The sequence below is a fragment of the Pollutibacter soli genome, from assembly GCA_029269725.1.
Lineage (GTDB): Bacteria > Bacteroidota > Bacteroidia > Chitinophagales > Chitinophagaceae > Pollutibacter > Pollutibacter soli.
Map to the genome: position 1 here is coordinate 371,611 of JARJHS010000005.1, position 21,875 is coordinate 393,485.

The window sequence follows — 21,875 nt, forward strand, 5'->3', positions numbered from 1 at the left end:
TTGAGCGAAGGCCAGGTACCAAATGAAATCTATTTCCTGTACATCGAAAATGGAGATGGGTGAAATACCCTGCGACACACCTGATGGTATCTATAGTTTTGTATATGAACTCCAGGCATTTGTCTTTGCTGACTTTTCTTAACATCGTGTGCCACCTCATATGTCCGGCGCAGCAATTCTCGAGATTTCCGGAAGGCCTTTACAGTACAGAGCGACCTCTTCGATTTTATAATATCTTTCCCACTACAAAAGGATCTGCATTAATAACACATTCTGCTCCTGTTTTTGTTGTGCTTGATAATATGGAGGTAACATTCGGACACTCCCTGACTGTGTATGATAGTGTTGGAAAACCCATCCCGGGGCAAAGATTAAGGGGAATAAATAGAGATCTGTACCTGGATAAAAACGGTATAAAATCTGTCGCTGAGGGTCCCGACAACATTTTATATGTAGTGTCAGAAGGAAATCATTTTGGTTTTGTCGATACCAGATTTTCGTATGACCAAATCGAACCACCGCCATTTAATTTTCCCGCTGGAAAGAATGTACGCAACATCTGGTTGGATGCAGGTGGAGACTTATATGTAACCACTTCTGATGATACATTATTTATTGTTGAATCAGCTACAAAGATTTTTTCGCCTTCTCCTCCTAAAAAAATCGAAGGAGGCAGGATTCCTTTTAGAGAATATACTTTCAAGCTATCGCTGGACACCGCTGATATGTTTGTCACCGAAGGAGCAAAGAAAATTAAAAAACTGCATATCGATCGGGGAATACATTTTCATTCGTTTGCGCACGACCCTCACAACCCACAGAGTATTTTGTTGGGCACCGATCATGGAATTTTTATTTATGACAAAACAACCGGACGAACAATATCCTTATTCACCAACAGTGATAAGCAAAATGTTACCGTCACCCAGATCGAAATGAGGCCGAATTCTATTAAGACCTGGTTTAGCACACTTGAATCCGGCATGGGAAGTATTAATCAAATGAACGATCAAATCCGATATTATCCATTAAATAAAGAATTCGGAACACAGCAGATCGCGGCCTTTGCGAGAAAATCTGATGATGAATTCTTTGTTGCATTAAATGAGTCGCTTCCCGCAATTTTTAATATCAATAGCGGCGAGTATAAACTTATCAATGATACATCTTTCAAATACAGTCCTGATAAAACAACAGATATAAAAATTGATGTTTCCGGGAATCTGATACTGATTAAGGGAGGTTGGATGTATTGGAGTAAATCGGCCTTAGCAAATCCAACATTTGCATCGGTAAAGCCAGACAGCAATTTCAGGCAGGTCGCGCTTGAGGATCTGATGGTAAATAACATACGTTTTGAAACTCTTTATGGCTTCACACCCGCTCTTGGGGATAATGGCCATATCAATCTGCGAAGCAATGAAAATAACCTGAGTTTCATGTTTGTTGTTCGGGGTTTTTCGCACGAGGATAAAATTACTCTTTCCTGGAAACTGGAAGGATTGAGTGATGAATGGAACGATTTGCCTTTTTCATTTGCCGATGAACGAATGAATTTCGTAAACGCGTTAAGTTTAAAACCCGGAGAATATCATTTGTACGTCAGGGTTAAAAAAGAGGGTGGCCAATGGATTCAGCACAAGGAAAAACTAACTATAACGATACGAAAAGAATTATGGAAGCAGTGGTGGTTCTGGGTTCTGATAATTGGCGGGGCCTCGTTGATTATTTATATCATCGTCACATGGCGCGTAAAAATTGTTCGTAAGCAGGAACGAACAAAAGCCAAATATGAAATGGAATTGCTTGAAATGGAAGCAAGAGCGCTTCGTGCGCAGATGAACCCGCATTTTATTTTCAATTGTCTTAATTCTATAAAAGCTCACATATTGAATGGAGATAAGCAGAAATCAGTTGACTATCTGACCACATTTTCAAAACTTATCAGGGTTGTTTTCCAGAATTCCGATAAGAAGAACATTACGTTGTTTAATGAAATCGAAACCTGTCGTTTATATACTCAGTTGGAATCAATGCGCCTGGACGGGAAGCTCGGGTGGCATTTTTTAATTGATGAAGGGATCGACCTTAAATCTGTTTTTGTTCCTGCTTTGATTATCCAACCCTTTATTGAGAATGCCATCTGGCATGGAATAATGCCAAAAGGATCTGGCACCTTATGGGTAAGAGTTTACGGAGAAAATAAGAATGTCGTTTGTGAAATAGAGGATGATGGAATAGGACGCGTGACATCGAGACAGAATAAACCAGAATCTGCGAAGATCCATGAATCGATGGGTATGAAGCTATGTCAAACCCGCCTTGAACTTGAGAAAATATTGAATAGCAGCACTGCTGCGGTGGAAATAACAGATAAGTATAATGGCACAATTGCATCTGGTACTTTGGTGAAACTGACATTTGATTTGTAAAGTTGGTTACTGAATTTTTGAGATCAAAAATGACTGTATAAAAGGATGGACCTCCTTCTAAAACTTATACCTCGAATAACCGGAGTCTTCCTGTTAATCATCGTCAACAAAGTTTTTGCCCAACAGGATTTTGTGACACCCGCATTCCGGCAGATCAGTTATCCCTTTCTTCCACTCGTCACCTCTTCTTATTTCTATTTTACGTCAGATGGATTGATGTGGTTTTCGACCAGTCGTGGACTTACCTCATTCGACGGATCTGGGACGGTGCAGTATTCTGACGAAAGCGAGGTTGGAAAATTCCAGCTGAGTTCAATCATATCCATTGCTGAAGACAAACAACACAATCTCTATATCGGAACATTTACGGGATTGATTTACTTCGACCGGAAAAATGGACATTTCACTTCGATTCCCCTCGATGAGAAAGGTAAACGGTCACCGGTTTGTTCAATCAATTCTATCTTTATTGATGACGATGGCGTGGTTTATGCCGGGGCCATTTCCGCGGGATTTTTTATATATGATCCCGGGAGTAAAAACCTTAAGCATTATAACCTTGAAGAAAAGCAAAATCCTGACTGGGATAACCGGCTTCGGAATACAGTCAGGTGTATTGCGTTGAATAAAAAAGATCACGGAAAATTATGGCTGGGAACCTTTAATGGAATCATGATATTTGATAAACTCACGGGAACAATCAGTCGTAAGTTTACAGTACAAACACCTTTGTACAATGCTATTGGGGAAGATAAGACATACTACGATGTTCAGAAAATGGATTTACCAGACGATTCAACAATCTGGTTTAATATTTGGAACGGTGGATTTGCAAAATACAATACAAACACTGGTGACGCTACGATATACCTGAGAAACGAAAAACTAAATCCTGGAAAACCGGTTGCCGGATACATTGTTCCATCCTTTGTAAAATTTGATCAGAACAACTATCTGCTGGGAGCATCGAATGGGAGCATCGGTTGCGGAATGTTTAACCTGGCAGAGAAGAAACTCATCCCCCTTCACATCACTTCCAACGAAACTGAAATTGACAGGGTCAGCTATTTTGAGACTGACAGGAAAGGAAATATCTGGGTGTTACGCAATGGTCTTCTTTACATCAATATTCCCTTGTTCAGCAGGCTTCAGCTGACCATGGTACCCAATGAAACCCATGAGGAGCTGAGGCATGCCCGCGAACTTCGTGGAATCTATTTTGACCCGGCTTCGGCCCAGTACTACTGCGCGGTAAGATTTGCGCAGGGCTTATATGTGCTTGATTCAACTTTCAGGATCATAAAACTGATTCATGGTAATCTCTGCCGGACAGCCTATGCTTTTAATGAAACCTGTACCGACAGAATTACAAAAGATGGCTCGGGAAGATTGTGGATTTCCGGATGGCAAATGAATATCCTATTGCCGGGTCAAAATGAATTTGCTACCCTCGGAAAAATTATTCCTTCACTGAAATGGTTGGATGCGCAAGGGGAATTTGATGATGTCGTTGCAACCAAAGAAGGGGATATCCTGTTACAACACTCGGAAAGGCAAAGGGTTTATTTTGTACGTCACAAAAACCTGAGGGCAGATACTTTGTTTATCCCGGATTTTACAGCAAACCGGAAAGTACGTATAACCTTTTCACCATTAGCTTATGATAGTATCAGAAACCTGGTTTACCTGGTCAAAGACGCCGGGATAGCTCAATATGATTTAACCAAAGGGCAACTAAACGAAATTGCCGAGTTGGAGATAACAGGAGATACAACAAAAAAGACGGACATACTCAAAGTAGCTTTAATGAGTTCCGGTAAACTCGTTTTGATCAAACGATATTCTGGCCTTCGCATCATCGATCCTGTTTCGTTAAAATGTGTTGATTCAATAAAATGGGGCGAGCGTGGTCTAATGAACGGATACTATACAAATATTATCGGTGGTGATTTTGAGATGATGTTTTTGGAAGGAGAACGGGGTATCCTGGCGTACAGCTATAAGGGGCAGAAATCTTTCATGTTTGATAAGAATAACGGACTTGGAAATCCGAGGGTGTTTTCGATGCTTAATGCAAATCATCGATTGGTGCTGGGTGGCGCCAATCGTTTTGAGTTTTATGACTATAGCGAATTTAATAGAAATGAATTTCATTATACACCGGTTCTCAACACAATGAGATATGACACATCGCAGAGGTTTAATAATCCGGACGTATCAAAAAAGATAGTGTTGCCTTATTCGGAGTCAACAATAAGTCTGACTTTTTCAACATCGGAATTTGTTTTCCCCGAAAGAATAGAGTATGCGTACCAGTTATCGGGCGTTGATATGGGATGGAAGTATGCCGATTTTTTCAACAGGGAAGTGACCTATAACCACCTTTCTCCCGGCACTTATCATTTCCTTTTAAAAGCACAGATGACGGGAGGAATGTGGGATCAGCAACCGGTAGATTATTCAATTGAAATATTACCCGCCTGGTGGCAGACTTTGTGGTTTCGATGGGCGTGTATACTGGCAGTTATTCTGGTGGTATTTGCATTTGTACAGTGGCGCATTTCGTCTGTACGAATCTCGGCCCAAACAAGGCTTCAGTATGAAAAAGATCTGCTGGAACTGGAAGCAAAAGCATTGAGGGCACAAATGAATCCGCACTTTATTTTCAACTGCCTCAATTCCATCAAAGCTTTAATTGCGCAACAGGAAACAGAAAAAGCTACTGATTACCTCACAACATTTTCGAAACTTATCCGGTACCTTTTTAACAATGCAGACAAAAAAGAGATTTCCCTTCATGATGAAATAGAAACCTGCAAATTGTATTTGCAACTCGAGGCACTTCGTTTTTCTGAGAGATTAAAATATTCTGTTGACATAAATACTGATATCGATATTAAATCCATCTATGTTCCAGCGCTTATCGTTCAACCCTTCATAGAAAATGCACTTTGGCATGGAATCGCTCCCAAGGGTCATGGGTTGCTCGAATTGAAAGTAAGCAGTGACCAGCATTCCGTCGTTTGTGAAGTCGATGACGATGGCATCGGGAGAGAAATGTCGAAGCAGAATAAAGCAGCAAATGATATTACACACCAATCACGCGGACTCGGTCTGAGCCAGGCCCGTTTGGAACTGGAAAAGAAACTGAAAAATTCGGAAGCAAGTCTTGAGATTACGGATAAGTACGATGGGATTGACGCGAGGGGAACATCGGTAAAAATTATTTTCAGTCTCAGGTAAACGTCGGCATCTTTTCTGCGGGATTGAAATATTATATTGTCAGATTGGTTGATCAAACTGTTAAGCCAAACCGGTCACCAGCTAAATACCTTTTCAACCGGTTTGGTAATTTGGTAGCTTAACAATGAGGAACTATGTTGAAAGCCTTAATTATTGATGATGAGCTGCAGAGCAGAGAAATGCTTCTAAGTGATATCAGGCAGCATTGCCCGGGCGTGAAAGTTATGTGCATGTGTGCCTCTGGCAAGGAGGGTATTCTGGCAATAAAAAAGGAAAAGCCAGATCTTGTTTTCCTGGATATCGAGATGCCATGGATGAATGGTTTTGAAATGCTGGAGATGATTGATCGTGTCGATTTCAGCATCATTTTTACAACAGCACACGACCGGTTCGCTGCCCGTGCATTTCGCCTGAGTGCTATCGATTATCTGTTAAAACCTATAGATTCAAAAGATCTGAAGGAAGCGGTAAGAAAAGCAGAACTAAAAAGCCAGGATAACAACAATATTCATATCGATAATTTATTGAAGAATTTCAGGCGAAGCGATGAAGATCAGAAAATTGCTTTACCGAACAGGGATGGCTATGAATTTGTAGATTTTAAGCATATCATTTACTGTAGTGCCGAAGGCGCTTATACAAAAGTTTACCTCGATAACAATACACATATCCTTGTATCCAAATCGCTCGGCGATATTGAAGAATTACTTGCGCCTGAAATATTTCAAAGGATACATCACAGTACCCTGGTGAATATCCGTTGTGTAACACATTTTATCCGTACTGACGGAGGATATGTTAAACTTAGTTCCGGAGAGCAACTGCCTGTGTCTAAGTCCAGGAAGGAAGAAGTGATGCAGAAGCTGGGCTTGAAAAAATAAGTAACGGCTTCTATCCTACTCTGAATTCAGTCTATCAATAAAAATTTGCAATTTTTATTCACACAGTCCATTAATCGAATGGATCAAAACTTTTTTGTATGCATGAACCAAATCATTCTCTTCAAATATTACAGCCGCTCAAATGGAGTTTATTTCTCCTGATTATTTTATTCAACTCAATTGAAACAATTGCACAGCAGAAATCGGTTCGGGATGCCGATACCAAATATAGTATCGTCGACTCCAGTTTGTACCTCAAAGGCAAAAAACAGCACAAACAAGGCATATTATTACTAACAGTAGGAGGTGGCGCTGTGACATTGGGTTTAGTAACAGCTGCTTTAGGATATGCTTATAGCTATAGTGATGCTCCATTATATGTCGGTGTGATCATCTTTTTTGCAGGCGCAGGAGCAATGATCGCGTCCATTCCTGTGCTTATTGGTTCGCACAATAAGATAAATAGGAGCAGGGTAAGACTCACATTCAAAACAACACCAATTCAACCTCTACCTCAATTTACGAAATACATTCCCTCTGTGGGATTGTCATTTGCACTTTAATAAACCTTCAAAACACCATTTATGAAAGTCAAATTTCTCGTTATGTTTATTTCTTTTTCTTCAATGTTTCTTTCTGTGTATTGCCAGGAAACATTGACCGACGAAGTGTCTGCCTTACTAAAGAAATCAAAACAACAAAAAACAAGTGGAATAGTCTGCCTGACAACAGGAACTGCGTTCGTGGTTGCAGGCGTGGTTACCGTCGGAATAATTACCAGCAAATATGATCCCGACTTTTATAGCTATGGTGATTATAGTGACGCTGATCAGGCTAAGGCCAATCTGGGTCTTGCAATGGGTCTGGCTGGTTTACTGTTGAACTATATCGGAGCATTACAACTAGGCAATAGTCATGAAAACAGGAAAAAGGCAATAAGGTTAAGCTTTGAAGATGAGCAATACCCGATGCCTGAAATTTCAAAAAGCGAATTCAAAAATTATCCGGCGTTGAAATTAAATTTTAATCTCACAGAATTGCTTAAGCGCAAGAAGCATTAACTATTGATATGAAGTATATATTGCTTTTGATTTGTGCTTTAGTCTTAATGCAACTGGTGCATAGCCAGAACACATTTTTGCCGTCGATAGCGATGTTCAGTAAACCATTTTATCCGCTGCAGGATTTTACTCGTTCGACGAATGATTCGAATCGAAATATCCGTTTTGAGAAGCATTCACCAGGTTCCGGACTGCTGAAAGAAGGTAGAAAAATAAGGAGGCGGGGCGTGGTTATTTTTGTTGGTGGATGCGCATTGGCAGCTCTTGGGATATTAAGCGGAATTAATCTGATAAAAGAAGATAATCCTCCGATCACAGGATCGATTGGTATATTCTTATTCGGCATTGGCATGATAGTTTACGCATTAAAAATGATTCAATCTGGAAATAGTAAAGTCAAAGAGAGCCGGAAAAAATAATTGCCCTGAAGACGCTTTTCTTTTTGGTATTTTCAATTTCTGAAAACCATGAATAAAATGCGAAACAGAAGATTGTTCTTTCTTGCCTGTGTTGCGACAATTTTTTCCTGCACTACTTCAGAGAAAAAGACTGAATTACACGATGATGTTAAAGCATTGCCGGCCGTCGTTACTGCCGGTGACGGCACTAAGCTGAGTTATATAATTTCTGGAGATAAGGATACTACTTTGTTGTTTTTACATGGCTGGGCAATAAATAAAACATATTGGGATAGTCAGCTGGCATTTTTTTCTCCACAATACAATGTTGTTGCCATTGACCAGGCTGGTTTTGGAAATTCTGACACCAGCAGAACCAGCTACTCTATTGAGAATTATGCTGCTGATGTTGATTCGGTAATCAGTCAATTGCAATTAAAACATGTTGTACTGATCGGACACAGCATGAGCGGTGACGTAATTCTCGAAGCTGCAATACGATATCCTGAAAAAATTATCGGCTTAATTGGTATTGATAACTTCAATCAACCTGGAAAAGAATTTTCAGCGGAAGAGAAAAAAGAAATAGAAGATTTTATGCAGAAAATGAATGCTGATTACCAGAATACAGTCATCCCATATGCTGAACAGTCGCTTTTTCATAAATCAACAGATTCATCTGTAAGAAAAAGAGTGAAGGAGGATATACTGAATTGTAATCGCCGCGCATCGGTGGAAGCCATGAAAGCGATCATCGATTATTCTCCTAAAGAAACCGAAAAGTTAGGACAGTTAAAGCTGAGATTGAATCTATTAAACAGCGATGCGAATAAGACGGACACGGCTTCCTTAGCGAGGGCAACTGGCGCTTCTTTCCAGGTTTTCCCCATTCACGCAACCGGGCATTACCCTATGATCGAAAAACCGGGCGATTTTAACCGGATCCTCCGGCAGATCCTCGATTCGATCGGGGCAAAATGACCGGTCCGGGCTATTGCAACAACCGCGACTAAAGCTTATTTTTGGGTTTATCTTCCGCGTTAAGCCCAATCTCCATGCGAAAAATCCTCAAAACCCATGGGTGAAATCGATCAGATGCGTAAATGCCTGAATTTTACCGCATTTAATACCTGAAAGTATACTAAAACGCCCTTTATTTGAGTTTTAAGTGATCGGTAGATTCTGCGGAATTCTACTGAAATTATTGAAAACCAAAAACAATGATATTTTGGTTTTTTATCTGTTTTAAAAGAAGTGCTGATAAAGCCAAAACCACAAAAGAATGACGCCAAAAATATTGGTAACGGGTGCCGCCGGATTTATAGGATTTCATATGGTGAAAAAACTCTGCGCATCTGGTTACCAGGTAGTTGGAATTGATAATCTGAATAGTTATTACGATCCTGAGCTGAAAAAAGGCCGTCTCGCTGAATCAGGTATTAACGCCGGGCCACTGAAGGAAAATGAACTTGTCACCAGTGCAAAATTCCCTTCCTATCGGTTTGCAAAATTGGATATCCGGGACAAATCTGCTCTTGAAAAACTCTTCAACACAGAAGGGTTTGATTATGTGCTGCACCTGGCGGCCCAGGCCGGTGTTCGTTATAGCATCACCCATCCCGATGAATATATTTCCTGTAATATCACAGGTTTTTACAACATACTGGAATGTTGCAGGCACTGGCCCGTGAAACATTTGCTCTTCGCAAGTTCTTCCAGTGTTTACGGCAACCGCACAGAAGTTCCCTTCCGCGAAGATATCCCCGTGGATAAACCGGTGTCACTCTATGCCGCAACCAAAAAAAGTAATGAACTGATGGCCTATACTTATAGCCATCTGTATCGTGTGCCTCTGACAGGATTGCGGTTTTTCACAGTGTACGGTCCCTGGGGAAGGCCTGATATGGCCTACTTCAGTTTCTCTGAAAAAATCACGAACGGAGAGCCGATTTCGATCTTCAACAATGGTAACCTGCAAAGGGATTTTACTTATGTGGATGACATCGTGGATGCCATCGAAAGGCTGGTGAATAAACCCGAAACGGAAAAAGAAGCAGAACCCGGTGTGAAAGGGTCAGCTTTGTACCGGATATTGAACATCGGGCATTCTGATCCTGTGGTGTTGGATACATTCATAAGAGAACTGGAAAAACAATTGCAGCTGGAAGCAATACGAATCAATAAGCCTATGCAGGCGGGGGATGTGTTAACCACTTATGCCGATGTATCCGCTTTGGAGTCCATCATCGGAAAAATGAAACATACCTCATTGACTGATGGTTTAGGGCGTTTTGTAAAATGGTATCGTGCCTATAAAAATCTGCCGGTACCGGAAAATGCGGACAAGTCAGCAGTTTGAAACTGAGTAACAAAAAATTCAGGTTTATTAACCAATTGTCGATATGCGATCTGTTTTGATGATAAATGACAGCCTGATCAAGGGCGGCCGGGAACGCAGGTTGCTGGAACTGATCAAGGGATTACTGAAAGATGGAAATTATTCCATCACTCTGGTGATCCTGAATGATATTGTCGAATATGACTACGTACATCAATTGCCGATTGACCTCGTACTGATCGAAAGACAATCAAAATACGATCTGTCTGCTTTCAGAAGATTATACAAACTGGTAAAAGAAAAGAAGCCGGATATCATTCATTCGTGGAGTTCGCTTGCCAGCTTTTTCCTGATTCCAACATTGGTAGGGCAGCGTACTAAATTTGTAAACGGAATTATCGCTGACGCGCCGTTGCGTGCTGGTTATAGTGACAAAGAATTTCTCCGTACGCAGATGAGTTTTCCTTTTTCAGACCTTGTTATTGCAAACTCTAAAGCAGGTATCAGGTCATATAAGGCGCCGGCAAAGAAATCGGTTTGCGTATATAACGGAATTGATTTCCGGAGGTTTGAAAATCTGAAAGACCGGGAACAACTGGCGGCAGAGATTTTCGGACAAGCAGATGAAAAGCCATTTGTGGTGGGAATGGTGGCTGCATTTCAGCGCAGGAAAGATTATGAAACGGTTGTGAATGCTGCAGTGGAATTGTGCAGTCGTTTTCCAAAGATGAGTTTTATGTTGGTTGGGAAAGGTGAGTTGATGGAAGCAATGATGGCAAAAGTGCCTCCGGCAATGCTCAACAAAAAGATCATTTTTACCGGCGCGCGTCCCGATGTGGAATCATTGATTCAATTGTTTGATATCGGAATACTCATGACAAATTCATCAGTGCATGGTGAAGGTGTTTCCAATTCGATCATCGAGTATATGGCAGGATCAAAACCGGTAATAGCAAGTCGTGGTGGCGGTACAGATGAAGTGATCGATGGGAAAAACGGATTGTTGGTGGATGCTTTTTCAAAAGAACAATTGGAAGAAAAGATTGTATACCTCATGAACCATCCGAAGGAAAGGGAAGAGATGGGAAATTATGCGAGGACATATGCTATAGAACATTTCAACCTGGCAAACATGACAAAAGAGTACAGCAGGTTATATGATGATGTATTAAACTAAAAACAAAAACAGAAAATCCGTTTCGGCGGAATTCAAATACAAAAATTAAAAGTATGTGTGGAATCTGCGGATTTATCGAGAGAAAAGGCAGTAAAGAAACTGCAGCTCCGGTGTTGACCAATATGTTGACCATGCTGGAAAAAAGAGGGCCGGATGATAGTGGAGAAAGGCTTTTGCAGAATGGTGAAATGACAATTGCGTTGGGTCAACGTCGTCTTTCGATTATCGATACCAGTTATAATGGGCATCAACCCATGATTTATAAATCAAAGACTATTATATACAATGGAGAGGTTTATAACTACGCAGAGATCCAGAAGGAACTTTTAGAGAAAGGTTACAGTTTCACTTCTTCATCAGATACCGAAGTTATACTGAAAGCATATGATTGCTGGGGCATTGCGGCCTTTGAAAAATTCAACGGCATGTGGGCGTTTTCAATCTATGATGAAGATACCAGGAAGATGATACTTTGCCGGGATCGCAGCGGTGTGAAACCGATGTTATGGTATTACGACGGCGATCGGTTTCTGTTTGGATCAGAGTTGAAAGCTTTCAGTCCGAATCCCAACTTCAAAAAAGAAATTAATAAAGCCGCGATGGCTTTGTTCTTCCAGTTTAATTATATCCGCGAACCGCACACGATTTTTAAGAACACATACAAACTTGAAGCTGGTCATTATCTTGAAATTGATCTGAATGATAAGATCAATATCACCAAACATCAGTACTGGAATATTGAAGATTACTATTCAAAACCAAAACTGAAAGTAGGAGAAAAGGAAGGGTTGGAAGAAATGGAACGACTGATGATTAAAGGATTTAATTATCGCATGGTAGCTGACGTTCCGGTAGGCATGTTTCTTTCCGCTGGAATTGACAGTTCTATTGTCGCAGCTATACTTCAGCATACCAATGGAAGTAAATTAAAAACATTCACGATCGGTTTTGACGAGAATGAATATGATGAAGCCCCGAAGGCCAAACGAATTGCACAACACCTGGGAACTGAACATAACGAACTGTATTGCTCCGGTAAGGAGTTCAATGAAATGTTGCATCTCCTGCCGGATGTGATTGACGAGCCTTTCGGCGACACTTCGGTAATTCCTTCCATGTTGTTGTCGCGTTTCGCGCGCCAGCAGGTTACTGTTGCTCTTTCTGCTGATGGTGGTGATGAATTGCTTTGCGGCTATCCGGGCTTTCCAAAAACTTTAGCTTATTATCGTCGTTTTTCGCGTTTCCCATCTTCAGTAAAAAGAGCAATGGAATTAAGCGCCATCGGTGCCGGTGGAATGCTACCGCAGTTCAGTAATAAAAAATACCAGGCAGATAAACTGGTGGAATTTTTACAGGCAGATAACAGTCTTGATATCTACGAAACGCTTTTCAAATTTCAGTTAAATCCGGTTGTAAAAGATGTTTTTGGTTTAACACCTGAAACTCTTTTCGGGAAGGAATATGTGAAACTTCGTAAAAATGATCTCAGTAGCCTGCTTAGCGCCTGCTACAAAACTTTCATGAATAATGAGGTTTTGTTCAAAGTGGACAAGGCAACAATGCAATACAGTCTTGAAGGTCGTGAGCCTTTCCTCGATAAGGACCTGGTGGAGTTTACTGCACAGCTGCCTGATCATTTCAAGATCAATAATGGCATTCTGAAATGGAGCAGTAAACAGATACTCTTTAAATATGTTCCTAAAGATTTTTACGATGATACCAAGCGTGGATTCTCTCCGCCACCGTTACAGTTGATCAAACATGTCGAAGAAAAATTTGATCATGTATTATTGGCAGAACTGGTGAAAGATGGTGTCTTCCCGGAAAATATCATTTCTTCCATCTCAGTGAAAAATGTGGAGTGGCGCACACGCTGGCTGGTGTTTGTATTTCTTGAATGGTACAAACGCTGGATGAAAGCCGATAGTAAGACATCAGCAAAAACTGCATTAGTTGCAGCTTAGCGTTGAACGTAGAACGTATAACGTTCAACGTCAGACGATGCGGATACAGTGCGAATTGTAAAAGCCAGGTTTCTGATTTTTTAGAAGTTGACATCTGCATTGTTGCACGAACAACGCTCAACCACATTAACTGCTATTGCAGAACGACTCACACTTACTATCATTCCCGCATTTCGTCGGAATGTTCGAAACCGCATAGGGATACGTTTAACGTTCAACTTTATACGTTAAACGTCAGTACCTGGTCCTTCAATCTTCTTAAAAAGACTATCCCTGTAATTATCGCTTACCGGAAGAGAGATGTTTCCGATAGTGACGGATTTTCGCGAAATTGTATTTGTTTTCCTGACAGAGACGATATAAGAACGATGTATCCGGATGAATTCAGACTCATCCATTATACTTTCAAAATATTTCAGGTTGTGAAGGATCAGCAGGGGAGAAGTTGAAGTGGACAGATATAGTTTTGTGTAATCTTTGTAGCCTTCGAAATATAGAATATCCTGGTAGAATATCTTGTGCATTTTGTGGGCCACATTGATGAAGAAATAGTCTTTGGGTTTTTGTTGTTTCACTTGCTTTTGTTCGATCAACTCGCGGACCCGGTTAGCCGAATTAATAGACTTTTTCGAATGACGCAGGTTTCAATAAATAACCCTGCAGGAATCAGTGGCCTGCAGCGAAATTATTATTCAGTGAACGCGTCGCTCGCTAGGCGTTCTTCCACCTATTCGGGAACACCAATCAGCAGCACCAATAGCGCCGACAGGGATGCCTGGTTGAAGGGACTGGCATTGCCGATAAAAATGTTCAATTTCTGGGGAAGCAGTATCGGGTTTAATCAGTATACCAATGTCAATTATAAATACACCGGAAAGCCATATGTTGAAGGAGCATACAATTCGCTTGACGCAACATGTGATGGCAATGGTGGCCTCAATGATTTTTACTGGACGAATTCCATCGTCGTAAATAAGCATGTTTCTTTCGGCGTAAAAGCTTCCTATATCGGAGGCTCGATCAATCAGAATACTACCATTGACAATCCATCTTCATCAACAACACTGGTAACAAAACAGCAGGATTACTACAGCGGATTCAAATTGGAATACGGGGCAATATTTTCTACGAACCTTGGCAGGAAGATGGAAGTTTCGCCTGGTACAATATTCTCGCCCGAGGTTCAGCTAAATGCTGAACGTACATTAAATATTCTGGAGAATAATGTTGCCATTATCGCCGACAAATTTATTTCCAACAGAACAGAATATATCCCGTTGAGCTATGGAGCAGGTATCACCGTCGTTCATAATAAAAGAACAACGGTTTCTGCCGATTATAAATATGAATACTGGGGAGATCTCAACGTCGTAAATAACGGGTGGAGATATGTCAACAGTGATCGGTTTACAGCTGGTATTCAACATGCCTGGTTTGCAAAAGCATGGGGAGGGCAGGTGTACGAGAAAAGATTTCTGCAGGCCGGCGTAATCAGCAACAGATCATATCTCCAGGTGAAGGGTCAGCAAATCAGCGGTCTCGCGTTCACGTTTGGATATGGAGGTTCTTATAAAGATAAACTGTTGTACACGATTGCGACTGAATTTGGGAGCCACGGTACAACAACCAATGGACTAATAAAAGAAAATTATTTTCAAATCACACTTGGTTTAAGTTATCGTGATTTTCTCTACACACGCGGGAGAAGATATGACTGATGTTTTAGTATGGTTAGGTTTTCAGTTTGGTGGCGGCACAAGGTCGGCACTTTTTTATCCGGCGGGTAATGTCTTCATGAGAACAAATTTTCTACCTGATGATGGTCAATATTCCTTTCATTGACGGAAAGTCTTTGGAGTTAAACCGGATATACCAGGTATAATTTCCTGCGGGTTGAGGATTTCCCCTGTAAGTTCCGTCCCATGATATCTCGGTTTGTTTTGCACGATAAACTATTTTTCCCCAGCGGTTATAAACTGTTGCTTCAGCTTCAAGCGAGGGGTCGATTGTAGGTACGCGCCATTGATCATTCAGGCCATCACCGTTTGGTGTAAAAGCATTCGGCACAAAAATTCCTGCCACAACAGTTACTTTCACAGTATCCGAACGTTCGCAACTGAAAGGCGTTGTGGCTTTCAGTACATAAGTCTTGTTTACCGGGGGATTCGCCTGTGGATTTATAATCGTTGTGTTATCGAGGAAATCAGGTGGTGACCAGTTGTATGCATCCTGTGTGCCTGTAGGAACAGCCAGAAGTGTAACAGGTTTTCCAAGATATGACACACGATCCGGGCCGGCATCTGTTTCCGGTCTGGCCCTCACATTAACTACAAGATTTTCTGATGCCACGCGGCAGGCTTTAAGATCCTGTACGGACCCTTCACTCACAGAGAGCCGGTACCAATACATGCCAGCAGGTAATCCCGAGTTCCATGTATAACTTGTACTTGTAGCACCAGGAATGTCTTCCCAATGGGTACCTGAATCTTTACTTACCTGCCAATGGAAAACAGGGGAGTTGTAGGAAGATGAAGCGCTTCCTGAAAAATAATAACTGGCAGTGATATTTTCACAGATGTTGATTGTATCGTTGGAGCCGACGATATCAGCAATTACTTTTTCTCCGCAGGGTCTGAACGTGATATCATCCAAAGCGAGATCATTCCCATTTCCACCCGGAGCATTGTTTCGCATGCGTAAAACGATGTTCGGATTATCTGCAGGTGTTTTGAAAAAGAAGCCATACTGTTTCCAGGAAGGACTGCTGGATTCAGGAATATCACCGGTAGAAAAATCCTGAAGAATAGTTCCGTCAGGAGTTTCAATGCTGAAGGTGATATTCGGTCTTATACCAGCCTTGTTTAAAACGTTCATGATCCAGGCCGCAAATTCATAAGTAGTATTCGGGCAAAGATTACCGACCGTTGCAACAAAGAAATCTCCTGCGGTAAAAGATGCATTCACTAACATAAATCCTCCACCGCCGGTATGATCATTTGTAACGGTGTGCCAGGCATTCGAAAAACACCCTGAAGTAGCGTTGGTTATCGTGTACTGGCCGTCGTTCGGACAGTTGGACGAAACCAGCATATAGGCATTGGTAGGCGTGTAGCCGGTGCTGGTACCAGAGCCATAACCGAAATTGATATTGACGACAGGGTCGCCAAGACTTCCGGTACATATTTGAGCTTTAACCGAAGTAGCAAATACAGGCAGTGCAAGAAATAAAATAATCCAACGGGATGAAGCTTTCAGCAAAACAATTCTGCTCGTCATTGACTAATTGTTTGTACTGAGAGAAATCAGGCATGGATTGACTGATACAAGAGATGTCGTCATGATCATAAAAATAATCATTCATCCCGTTGATTCTTCGTTTTAATGTAAATAGATATATACGTCGGAACGCTCCGGTTTTATAAGATGTCGGTTATCTATGAAAATGTACTTTGCGCAATATTATTTAAGTCTTTTCATTGCATTGTCTTTCAAACTTTTCTCAAAATCTGTAGGAGAGGATTTCGTGTTTAACATGTCGAATACCCATTGCGATACTTTTTTCATATTAGCCTTATCGCCTGAAACTTCATAGCCTTCGGCAAGACTGTCCATGAGATTTGGATCTTCCGGATGCATTTTGCTGTTGAGTTTGAAAATCGCGATAGCGTAGTCGTATTTTTTCTCATTAAGAAATTTATAGCCCAGGTTGTTCAGTGTAAATCCGACGTTTATGTTACTCAATGTATCACCTGGTAAAGTTTTTTCTGCAATGGCGATAGCTTCATTAATGCCTTTGTTCCTGATGATGTATTCAAATTCGGTCACATCCGGTGCGCGTTTACTTCTTTCAAAAGTATAAATATCCCATAAAGCAGACGAAGTATTGTTTATTGTTGGCTTGGTCTCCATAAATGTTTTTGCCTTTGCATCATCTTTCAAAACAGCATTGAAAAAATTCAGAAGATAAAGATTGGATATCTCAAAACTCCTGCGGATATTCTGATTTGCATCGCCCCTGTTATTCAAAAACAGGCAGGAAGCATATCCTTCAACTGCAAAATCCCAATGGTGTAATGCTGGTTGATTCAACAAAAGCCTGTAGCGGGTTGTAAATTTTGTTTTGTTTTCGAAATCCGAAAGAAATATTTCCTGTTTTGAAAGATCCTTGCTGAAAATGTGAAGGAAAGGTACGCTGAGATTGGCTGGTTGATAAAAGTTGGATGCTGCCAGACTTTGGTATAGCCGATCCATATAGATTCCGCTTTCGATATCAGCTACTGCTTTTATCCGATAGTCGTTCATTGCCAATAAAACCTGCGCGAAACCAGATCCACTGAATCCAAAAGTTCCTATGCGATTGCCATCAATCATTCCCTTGTTCAAAAGAAATGTCATCGCAAATCGCATGTCGGTTAAATTATCCGATCCTGATGTTGCGAGTGAGCCCTGTCCGGTTTCCCTGACCATCGCTACGACATAACCATTGCTGGCCAGCATTTCATTTGTCAGAGAAGTTGACAGCGACCTTAACATCCCGACCAGCAATGGAAATTGTTGTTTCAATGGGCTTGCATCAGCGACTGCAAGCATTTGCTGATTCAACAGGTTGGTCCATATACTGTCAGTCACTTTACCAAACCAGTTTTCAATCGTTCTTCGCTTGTCTGCAAGCCGTTCCTGCTTTTCTTTGGTGTCCAGGTTTTCTTTTGTAGAGGAAATCTGATTGTTGTAGCAATAATCCTGGTACAGTATTCCCTTACTGCCTGTCCCCGCCTGCGCAGGATACCATAGGTGGATTGTTACTTTCTTCCTTCGGTCTCCTTCGTTTTTTTCGCCCAGGTAATTGTATTCCGGTTTTTCAATCCTCGTATCATCGGTGAGGGTGATTATAGTGAAGCCGACCGCATATTTGCCTGTCGGAAGTTGCTGATAAAAAACCTGGCTTTGCGCTGAGCCACCTGAAGCCTGCAAAAAAAGATAAACAGTCGCAATGGAGATGATTGGTCTCATGATATTCGTATTTGATCTGAAAATAAATACCACAGCAACGAATTCCTACCAGACCGATAGTTCCGGAGAACAATTTGATTTTTTCACTGTTTTTTACAGGATTAGATGAGATTCCCGATGCGAAAATGATCAGATGCGCTGGCGTTGCGACGATGGTAATTTTTCAGTGCGGAACTTTGAAGGTGTTGTACCGGTCATCTTTTTGAATACTTCATTAAATGCAGATAGCGAATTGAATCCCGAATCGTATGCTATCGAAGCAATTTTATTATCGTTATACCGGGCATTATTCAACATTTGCTTGGCATGTTCAATACGAAAACTGTTGATATAATTGTAAAAAGTCTGTTGTACACATTCATTCAGCACCTGCGATAAAACATGCCGACTGCAGGATAACTTATCCGCCAGCTGATCAATAGTTACATCAGCATGGAGATATAGCTTTGTTTGGGTCATTAATGCTTCCAGCGACTGGCAAATGCGTTCCTTTTCATCCGGAGAGAGGTTAGAACTGGCGTACTTTTTTATTGGTCGGTGCACACGCAATACAGGTGTGGCCGACTCGGGAGGAAGTGCACCACCCCGGATCACAGAAAAGATGGCCGGTTGTTTCAGGGCTGAATAACTGATCCAGTACATAAATATAGTGATGGCAACAAAGCCATACCGGTATTTATATCCGTACGGGTAATTTACGAACAACAGATACAAAGCAATGACAATGAGGAAGCTGACAACAAACGACATCCAGATAAAAGGTTTGAACCAGTTGAGAAGAAATGTATTTCGGGCAATTGAATCGTCATTGTACTGAAATCGGTTTCTGAAAATTTCAATTGCCAGATAGTGGTACACCGAAATACTCAGAAGAAGAAGAAACAATCTTAATCCAGGATCAAATAGTTTTGCTGCAAGGGAATTGGTATTTGTCAGCCCGGTTGAAAATAAAACAGCGATAATAATTACGGGTAAAAAGTGAAGTAGCTGTACCGGTTCGAATTTTTCATTCCTGATCATTGATTTTACAAACAGGTAAATCAATGGACCCAGGAATAATGGAACAAAATGCGTCATCGAGTAGTATGCGGACAGGTTATCCATCAACCAAAGCTTATTCATCAGCTTCAATGTCATCACCAGTAGAAGGGATGCGAGGTACAGGAGAAGAAAAATATATCCGCTTCGGTAAAGCTTCCTTTGCAGCAGGAAAAGGACAAAAAGCAAACCCTGCATTCCGCCTAATGCAAAAATAAAAATTGCTGCCTGTACAGACATGAATTTTCGTTTGTGCTTGAAATTGGCAAAAATGAGGCAAAGAATGAAGTTGAATTATTTAAGTGGTTGCCGCTTAACATTAATGACTCAAATCGATTAAATCAAAGGCGATTTAGTATTTTCAGTGGCATTGAAGATTACCCAATCTTAATTTGTTGCAAAATGAAACGCTTGTTTTTTATCTTCAGTTTAGTAGTACATGGATGTATTCTGTTTGCTCAGAAAAAAGAAGCCATTCAATCGCCGGGGTCATTTTTTCCTAAGGAAAGAATAAAAGTACTGGTTGTGGGAACTTTTCATTTGGATTATCCCGGGCTGGATGCACATAAAACCGATGATCAGGATAAGATCGATGTATTAAAAGATCCCAAGAAAGCAGAGGTGACGGCGCTGGTTGAGTACTTAAAAAAATTCAAACCCACTAAAATTGCCATCGAAGCATTTCCCGGTTGGAATGCAACAAATAAATTGCGGGAGTACAACCAGGGAGGATTGCGGGATAAGAGAGATGAGCGAATTCAGATCGCGGTGAGACTGGCAAGCGAACTGAAATTGGATACGCTCTATAGCATTGATGCGGAATCATTCGATAATGAACTCAGCAAACTTGATACAAATTATTTTACAAAGTTGTTTGCAGATTATGATTTTGATAATAGCGATCCCTACAACGCGATGTACAAAAAATGGCTCATCTATGAAGACAAGTTGCCATCAAAGATGACGCTGCTGGACTATTTCAAAAGAATAAATTCCAAAGAAAGCCACCGGTTAGGTTATGGTGCGTACCTGATCGGCGACTATAAATTAGACGACACACGCGGTGCTGATATATTATCTGTTTGGTGGTATAACCGAAACCTTAGAATTTTCAGAAATCTTCAACGCTTATCAAAAGATCCAACTGAACGAATTCTAATGGTTTTTGGTAACGGACATGCCGCAGTTCTTCGTCAACTCCTGGAAAGTTCTCCTGAATATGAATTTATCGAATTTGATCAGTTGAAATAAAAGCAATTATTCTGCGAGTGATTTTTTTACCATCGGAATGACTTCTTTCGCGAACAATTCAATGGATCGCATAATTGCTTCGTGCCCGGGATCACCTACATCCATGTGAGCAACGAATCGTGTAAGCCCAAACATTTTGATGAGTCCTGTAATTTTCTCAGCTACTTTTTTGGGTTCGCCCATGAATAATGCACCCTGTTCACTCATCCCACCTTCAAACTGCATTTTTGTGTAAGGTGGCCAGCCGCGTTGTTTTCCTACACGATCCATCTGTGCAGCGTAGTAGAGAAAATAAGAATCGATAAGTGCTTTAGATGAATCCGCAACAAACGTGTGGCTGTGTACACCCAATTGCATTTTTGCAATATCATGGCCGCTTTCCTGGTAGACTCTCTTGTAGTACTTCACGAAATCCGTAAACTGCGCTGGCATTCCCCCGATAATTGCGAGCATCAAAGGAACACCAAGAACAGCAGCCCGGTGTACGGAAGCAGGCGTGCCACCAACGGCTATCCATACGGGCAGTTCACGATTATTGACCGGACGCGGAAATATGGGTTGATTTTTTAATGGCTTACGGAACTTTCCCTCCCAAGTGATTTTGGGTTCTTTATTCAATTGCAATAACAGGTCAAGTTTTTCAACAAACAACTCGTCATAATCCCAGAGATCATAACCGTACAAGGGAAATGATTCTGTAAAACTTCCGCGACCTGCAATGATCTCAGCGCGACCATTTGATAATAAATCGAGTGTAGCATAATCCTGGAAAACTTTCACAGGATCAGCAGAGCTTAATACAGTTACACCACTGGCGAGTTTGATGTTTCTGGTAACGGATGAAAGGGCAGCCAGGTAAACTTCTGTAGACGCTACAGCATAGTCAGCACGATGATGCTCTCCCATTGCTACAACATCAATTCCAAGTTCATCTGCCAGTTTAATTTCTTCAGTCATTTCTGCAAAACGTTGCTGTGCAGATTTGAATTCTTTTGTAGAAGATTCCAATCCAAGGTCGCCGAACATTCCTATACCAAATTCCATAATAGCCGTTTAAAAATTATGACGCAAATTTAGTCAAA

Annotated in this window: 17 protein-coding genes; 12 read left to right on the forward strand and 5 right to left on the reverse strand. The window is 41.1% G+C overall.

Annotation, left to right across the window (positions count from 1 at the left end; all coding sequences use genetic code 11):
- Positions 1–59: 59 nt before the first annotated feature.
- From P2W82_RS15005 to asnB, 10 genes are all read left to right on the forward strand, one after another.
- Positions 60–2,432, forward strand: coding sequence for a sensor histidine kinase (locus P2W82_RS15005; RefSeq protein WP_336516719.1), 2,373 nt, complete (start codon positions 60–62; stop codon positions 2,430–2,432).
- A gap of 45 nt (positions 2,433–2,477) precedes the next feature.
- Positions 2,478–5,675, forward strand: coding sequence for a histidine kinase (locus P2W82_RS15010; RefSeq protein WP_336516720.1), 3,198 nt, complete (start codon positions 2,478–2,480; stop codon positions 5,673–5,675).
- 134 nt (positions 5,676–5,809) lie between these two features.
- On the forward strand, positions 5,810–6,556 hold the full coding sequence (locus P2W82_RS15015) for a LytR/AlgR family response regulator transcription factor (RefSeq protein ID WP_336516721.1): 747 nt from the start codon (positions 5,810–5,812) through the stop codon (positions 6,554–6,556).
- 98 nt (positions 6,557–6,654) lie between these two features.
- Complete coding sequence (locus tag P2W82_RS15020; protein ID WP_336516722.1) at positions 6,655–7,119, forward strand: hypothetical protein; 465 nt, start codon at positions 6,655–6,657, stop codon at positions 7,117–7,119.
- Positions 7,120–7,140: 21 nt separating this feature from the next.
- Positions 7,141–7,617: a hypothetical protein gene (locus tag P2W82_RS15025; protein ID WP_336516723.1), complete on the forward strand. Its 477-nt coding sequence runs from the start codon at positions 7,141–7,143 to the stop codon at positions 7,615–7,617.
- An 8-nt stretch (positions 7,618–7,625) separates the two neighbouring features.
- Entirely contained in the window at positions 7,626–8,036 is a 411-nt protein-coding gene (locus P2W82_RS15030; RefSeq protein ID WP_336516724.1) for a hypothetical protein, read from the forward strand.
- Positions 8,037–8,093: 57 nt separating this feature from the next.
- A complete protein-coding gene (locus P2W82_RS15035; protein ID WP_336516725.1) occupies positions 8,094–8,996 on the forward strand; it encodes an alpha/beta fold hydrolase in 903 nt (300 codons plus the stop codon).
- Positions 8,997–9,297: 301 nt separating this feature from the next.
- Positions 9,298–10,374, forward strand: a complete 1,077-nt coding sequence (locus P2W82_RS15040) for an NAD-dependent epimerase/dehydratase family protein (protein ID WP_336516726.1) — start codon at positions 9,298–9,300, stop codon at positions 10,372–10,374.
- Positions 10,375–10,417: 43 nt separating this feature from the next.
- Positions 10,418–11,530, forward strand: a complete 1,113-nt coding sequence (locus P2W82_RS15045) for a glycosyltransferase (RefSeq protein ID WP_336516727.1) — start codon at positions 10,418–10,420, stop codon at positions 11,528–11,530.
- 53 nt (positions 11,531–11,583) lie between these two features.
- The gene (gene asnB, locus P2W82_RS15050) at positions 11,584–13,494 is read left to right on the forward strand and encodes an asparagine synthase (glutamine-hydrolyzing) (RefSeq protein ID WP_336516728.1); all 1,911 of its coding nucleotides are present in this window, start codon (positions 11,584–11,586) and stop codon (positions 13,492–13,494) included.
- A 227-nt stretch (positions 13,495–13,721) separates the two neighbouring features.
- On the opposite strand, the gene P2W82_RS15055 is transcribed toward asnB, so the two are convergent.
- The gene (locus tag P2W82_RS15055; RefSeq protein WP_336516729.1) at positions 13,722–14,018 is read right to left on the reverse strand and encodes a LytR/AlgR family response regulator transcription factor; all 297 of its coding nucleotides are present in this window, start codon (positions 14,016–14,018) and stop codon (positions 13,722–13,724) included.
- A gap of 108 nt (positions 14,019–14,126) precedes the next feature.
- Between P2W82_RS15055 and P2W82_RS15060 the strand changes: the two genes are divergently transcribed.
- Positions 14,127–15,212 (forward strand): hypothetical protein, encoded by a 1,086-nt coding sequence (locus P2W82_RS15060; protein ID WP_336516730.1) that lies wholly within the window; start codon positions 14,127–14,129, stop codon positions 15,210–15,212.
- A 91-nt stretch (positions 15,213–15,303) separates the two neighbouring features.
- On the opposite strand, the gene P2W82_RS15065 is transcribed toward P2W82_RS15060, so the two are convergent.
- The 3 genes from P2W82_RS15065 to P2W82_RS15075 all read right to left on the reverse strand — a co-directional run bounded on the left by P2W82_RS15065 (position 15,304) and on the right by P2W82_RS15075 (position 19,782).
- The gene (locus tag P2W82_RS15065; RefSeq protein ID WP_336516731.1) at positions 15,304–16,770 is read right to left on the reverse strand and encodes a T9SS type B sorting domain-containing protein; all 1,467 of its coding nucleotides are present in this window, start codon (positions 16,768–16,770) and stop codon (positions 15,304–15,306) included.
- Positions 16,771–16,953: 183 nt separating this feature from the next.
- A complete protein-coding gene (locus P2W82_RS15070; RefSeq protein WP_336516732.1) occupies positions 16,954–18,504 on the reverse strand; it encodes an alpha/beta hydrolase family protein in 1,551 nt (516 codons plus the stop codon).
- Positions 18,505–18,633: 129 nt separating this feature from the next.
- Positions 18,634–19,782 carry a helix-turn-helix domain-containing protein gene (locus P2W82_RS15075; RefSeq protein WP_336516733.1) on the reverse strand — a complete coding sequence of 383 codons (1,149 nt, stop codon included), beginning with the start codon at positions 19,780–19,782 and terminating at the stop codon, positions 18,634–18,636.
- Between the two features lie 162 nt (positions 19,783–19,944).
- Here P2W82_RS15075 and P2W82_RS15080 point away from each other — a divergent pair, with 162 nt between their 5' ends.
- Entirely contained in the window at positions 19,945–20,793 is an 849-nt protein-coding gene (locus P2W82_RS15080) for a DUF5694 domain-containing protein (RefSeq protein ID WP_336516734.1), read from the forward strand.
- 6 nt (positions 20,794–20,799) lie between these two features.
- Here the strand turns inward: P2W82_RS15080 and P2W82_RS15085 are convergent, their stop codons facing one another.
- Entirely contained in the window at positions 20,800–21,837 is a 1,038-nt protein-coding gene (locus P2W82_RS15085) for an LLM class flavin-dependent oxidoreductase (protein ID WP_336516735.1), read from the reverse strand.
- Between the last annotated feature and the right edge of the window lie 38 nt (positions 21,838–21,875).

Coding starts and splice junctions, on each gene's coding strand:
- P2W82_RS15060 (WP_336516730.1), top strand. CDS start 14,127: ATGACGCAGGTTTCAATAAATAACCCTGCAGGAATCAGTGGCCTGCAG.
- P2W82_RS15025 (WP_336516723.1), top strand. CDS start 7,141: ATGAAAGTCAAATTTCTCGTTATGTTTATTTCTTTTTCTTCAATGTTT.
- P2W82_RS15080 (WP_336516734.1), top strand. CDS start 19,945: ATGAAACGCTTGTTTTTTATCTTCAGTTTAGTAGTACATGGATGTATT.
- P2W82_RS15020 (WP_336516722.1), top strand. CDS start 6,655: ATGCATGAACCAAATCATTCTCTTCAAATATTACAGCCGCTCAAATGG.
- P2W82_RS15070 (WP_336516732.1), bottom strand. CDS start 18,504: ATGAGACCAATCATCTCCATTGCGACTGTTTATCTTTTTTTGCAGGCT.
- P2W82_RS15035 (WP_336516725.1), top strand. CDS start 8,094: ATGCGAAACAGAAGATTGTTCTTTCTTGCCTGTGTTGCGACAATTTTT.
- P2W82_RS15065 (WP_336516731.1), bottom strand. CDS start 16,770: ATGACGAGCAGAATTGTTTTGCTGAAAGCTTCATCCCGTTGGATTATT.
- P2W82_RS15045 (WP_336516727.1), top strand. CDS start 10,418: ATGCGATCTGTTTTGATGATAAATGACAGCCTGATCAAGGGCGGCCGG.
- P2W82_RS15075 (WP_336516733.1), bottom strand. CDS start 19,782: ATGTCTGTACAGGCAGCAATTTTTATTTTTGCATTAGGCGGAATGCAG.
- P2W82_RS15015 (WP_336516721.1), top strand. CDS start 5,810: ATGTTGAAAGCCTTAATTATTGATGATGAGCTGCAGAGCAGAGAAATG.
- P2W82_RS15010 (WP_336516720.1), top strand. CDS start 2,478: ATGGACCTCCTTCTAAAACTTATACCTCGAATAACCGGAGTCTTCCTG.
- asnB (WP_336516728.1), top strand. CDS start 11,584: ATGTGTGGAATCTGCGGATTTATCGAGAGAAAAGGCAGTAAAGAAACT.
- P2W82_RS15030 (WP_336516724.1), top strand. CDS start 7,626: ATGAAGTATATATTGCTTTTGATTTGTGCTTTAGTCTTAATGCAACTG.
- P2W82_RS15040 (WP_336516726.1), top strand. CDS start 9,298: ATGACGCCAAAAATATTGGTAACGGGTGCCGCCGGATTTATAGGATTT.
- P2W82_RS15085 (WP_336516735.1), bottom strand. CDS start 21,837: ATGGAATTTGGTATAGGAATGTTCGGCGACCTTGGATTGGAATCTTCT.
- P2W82_RS15055 (WP_336516729.1), bottom strand. CDS start 14,018: ATGCACAAGATATTCTACCAGGATATTCTATATTTCGAAGGCTACAAA.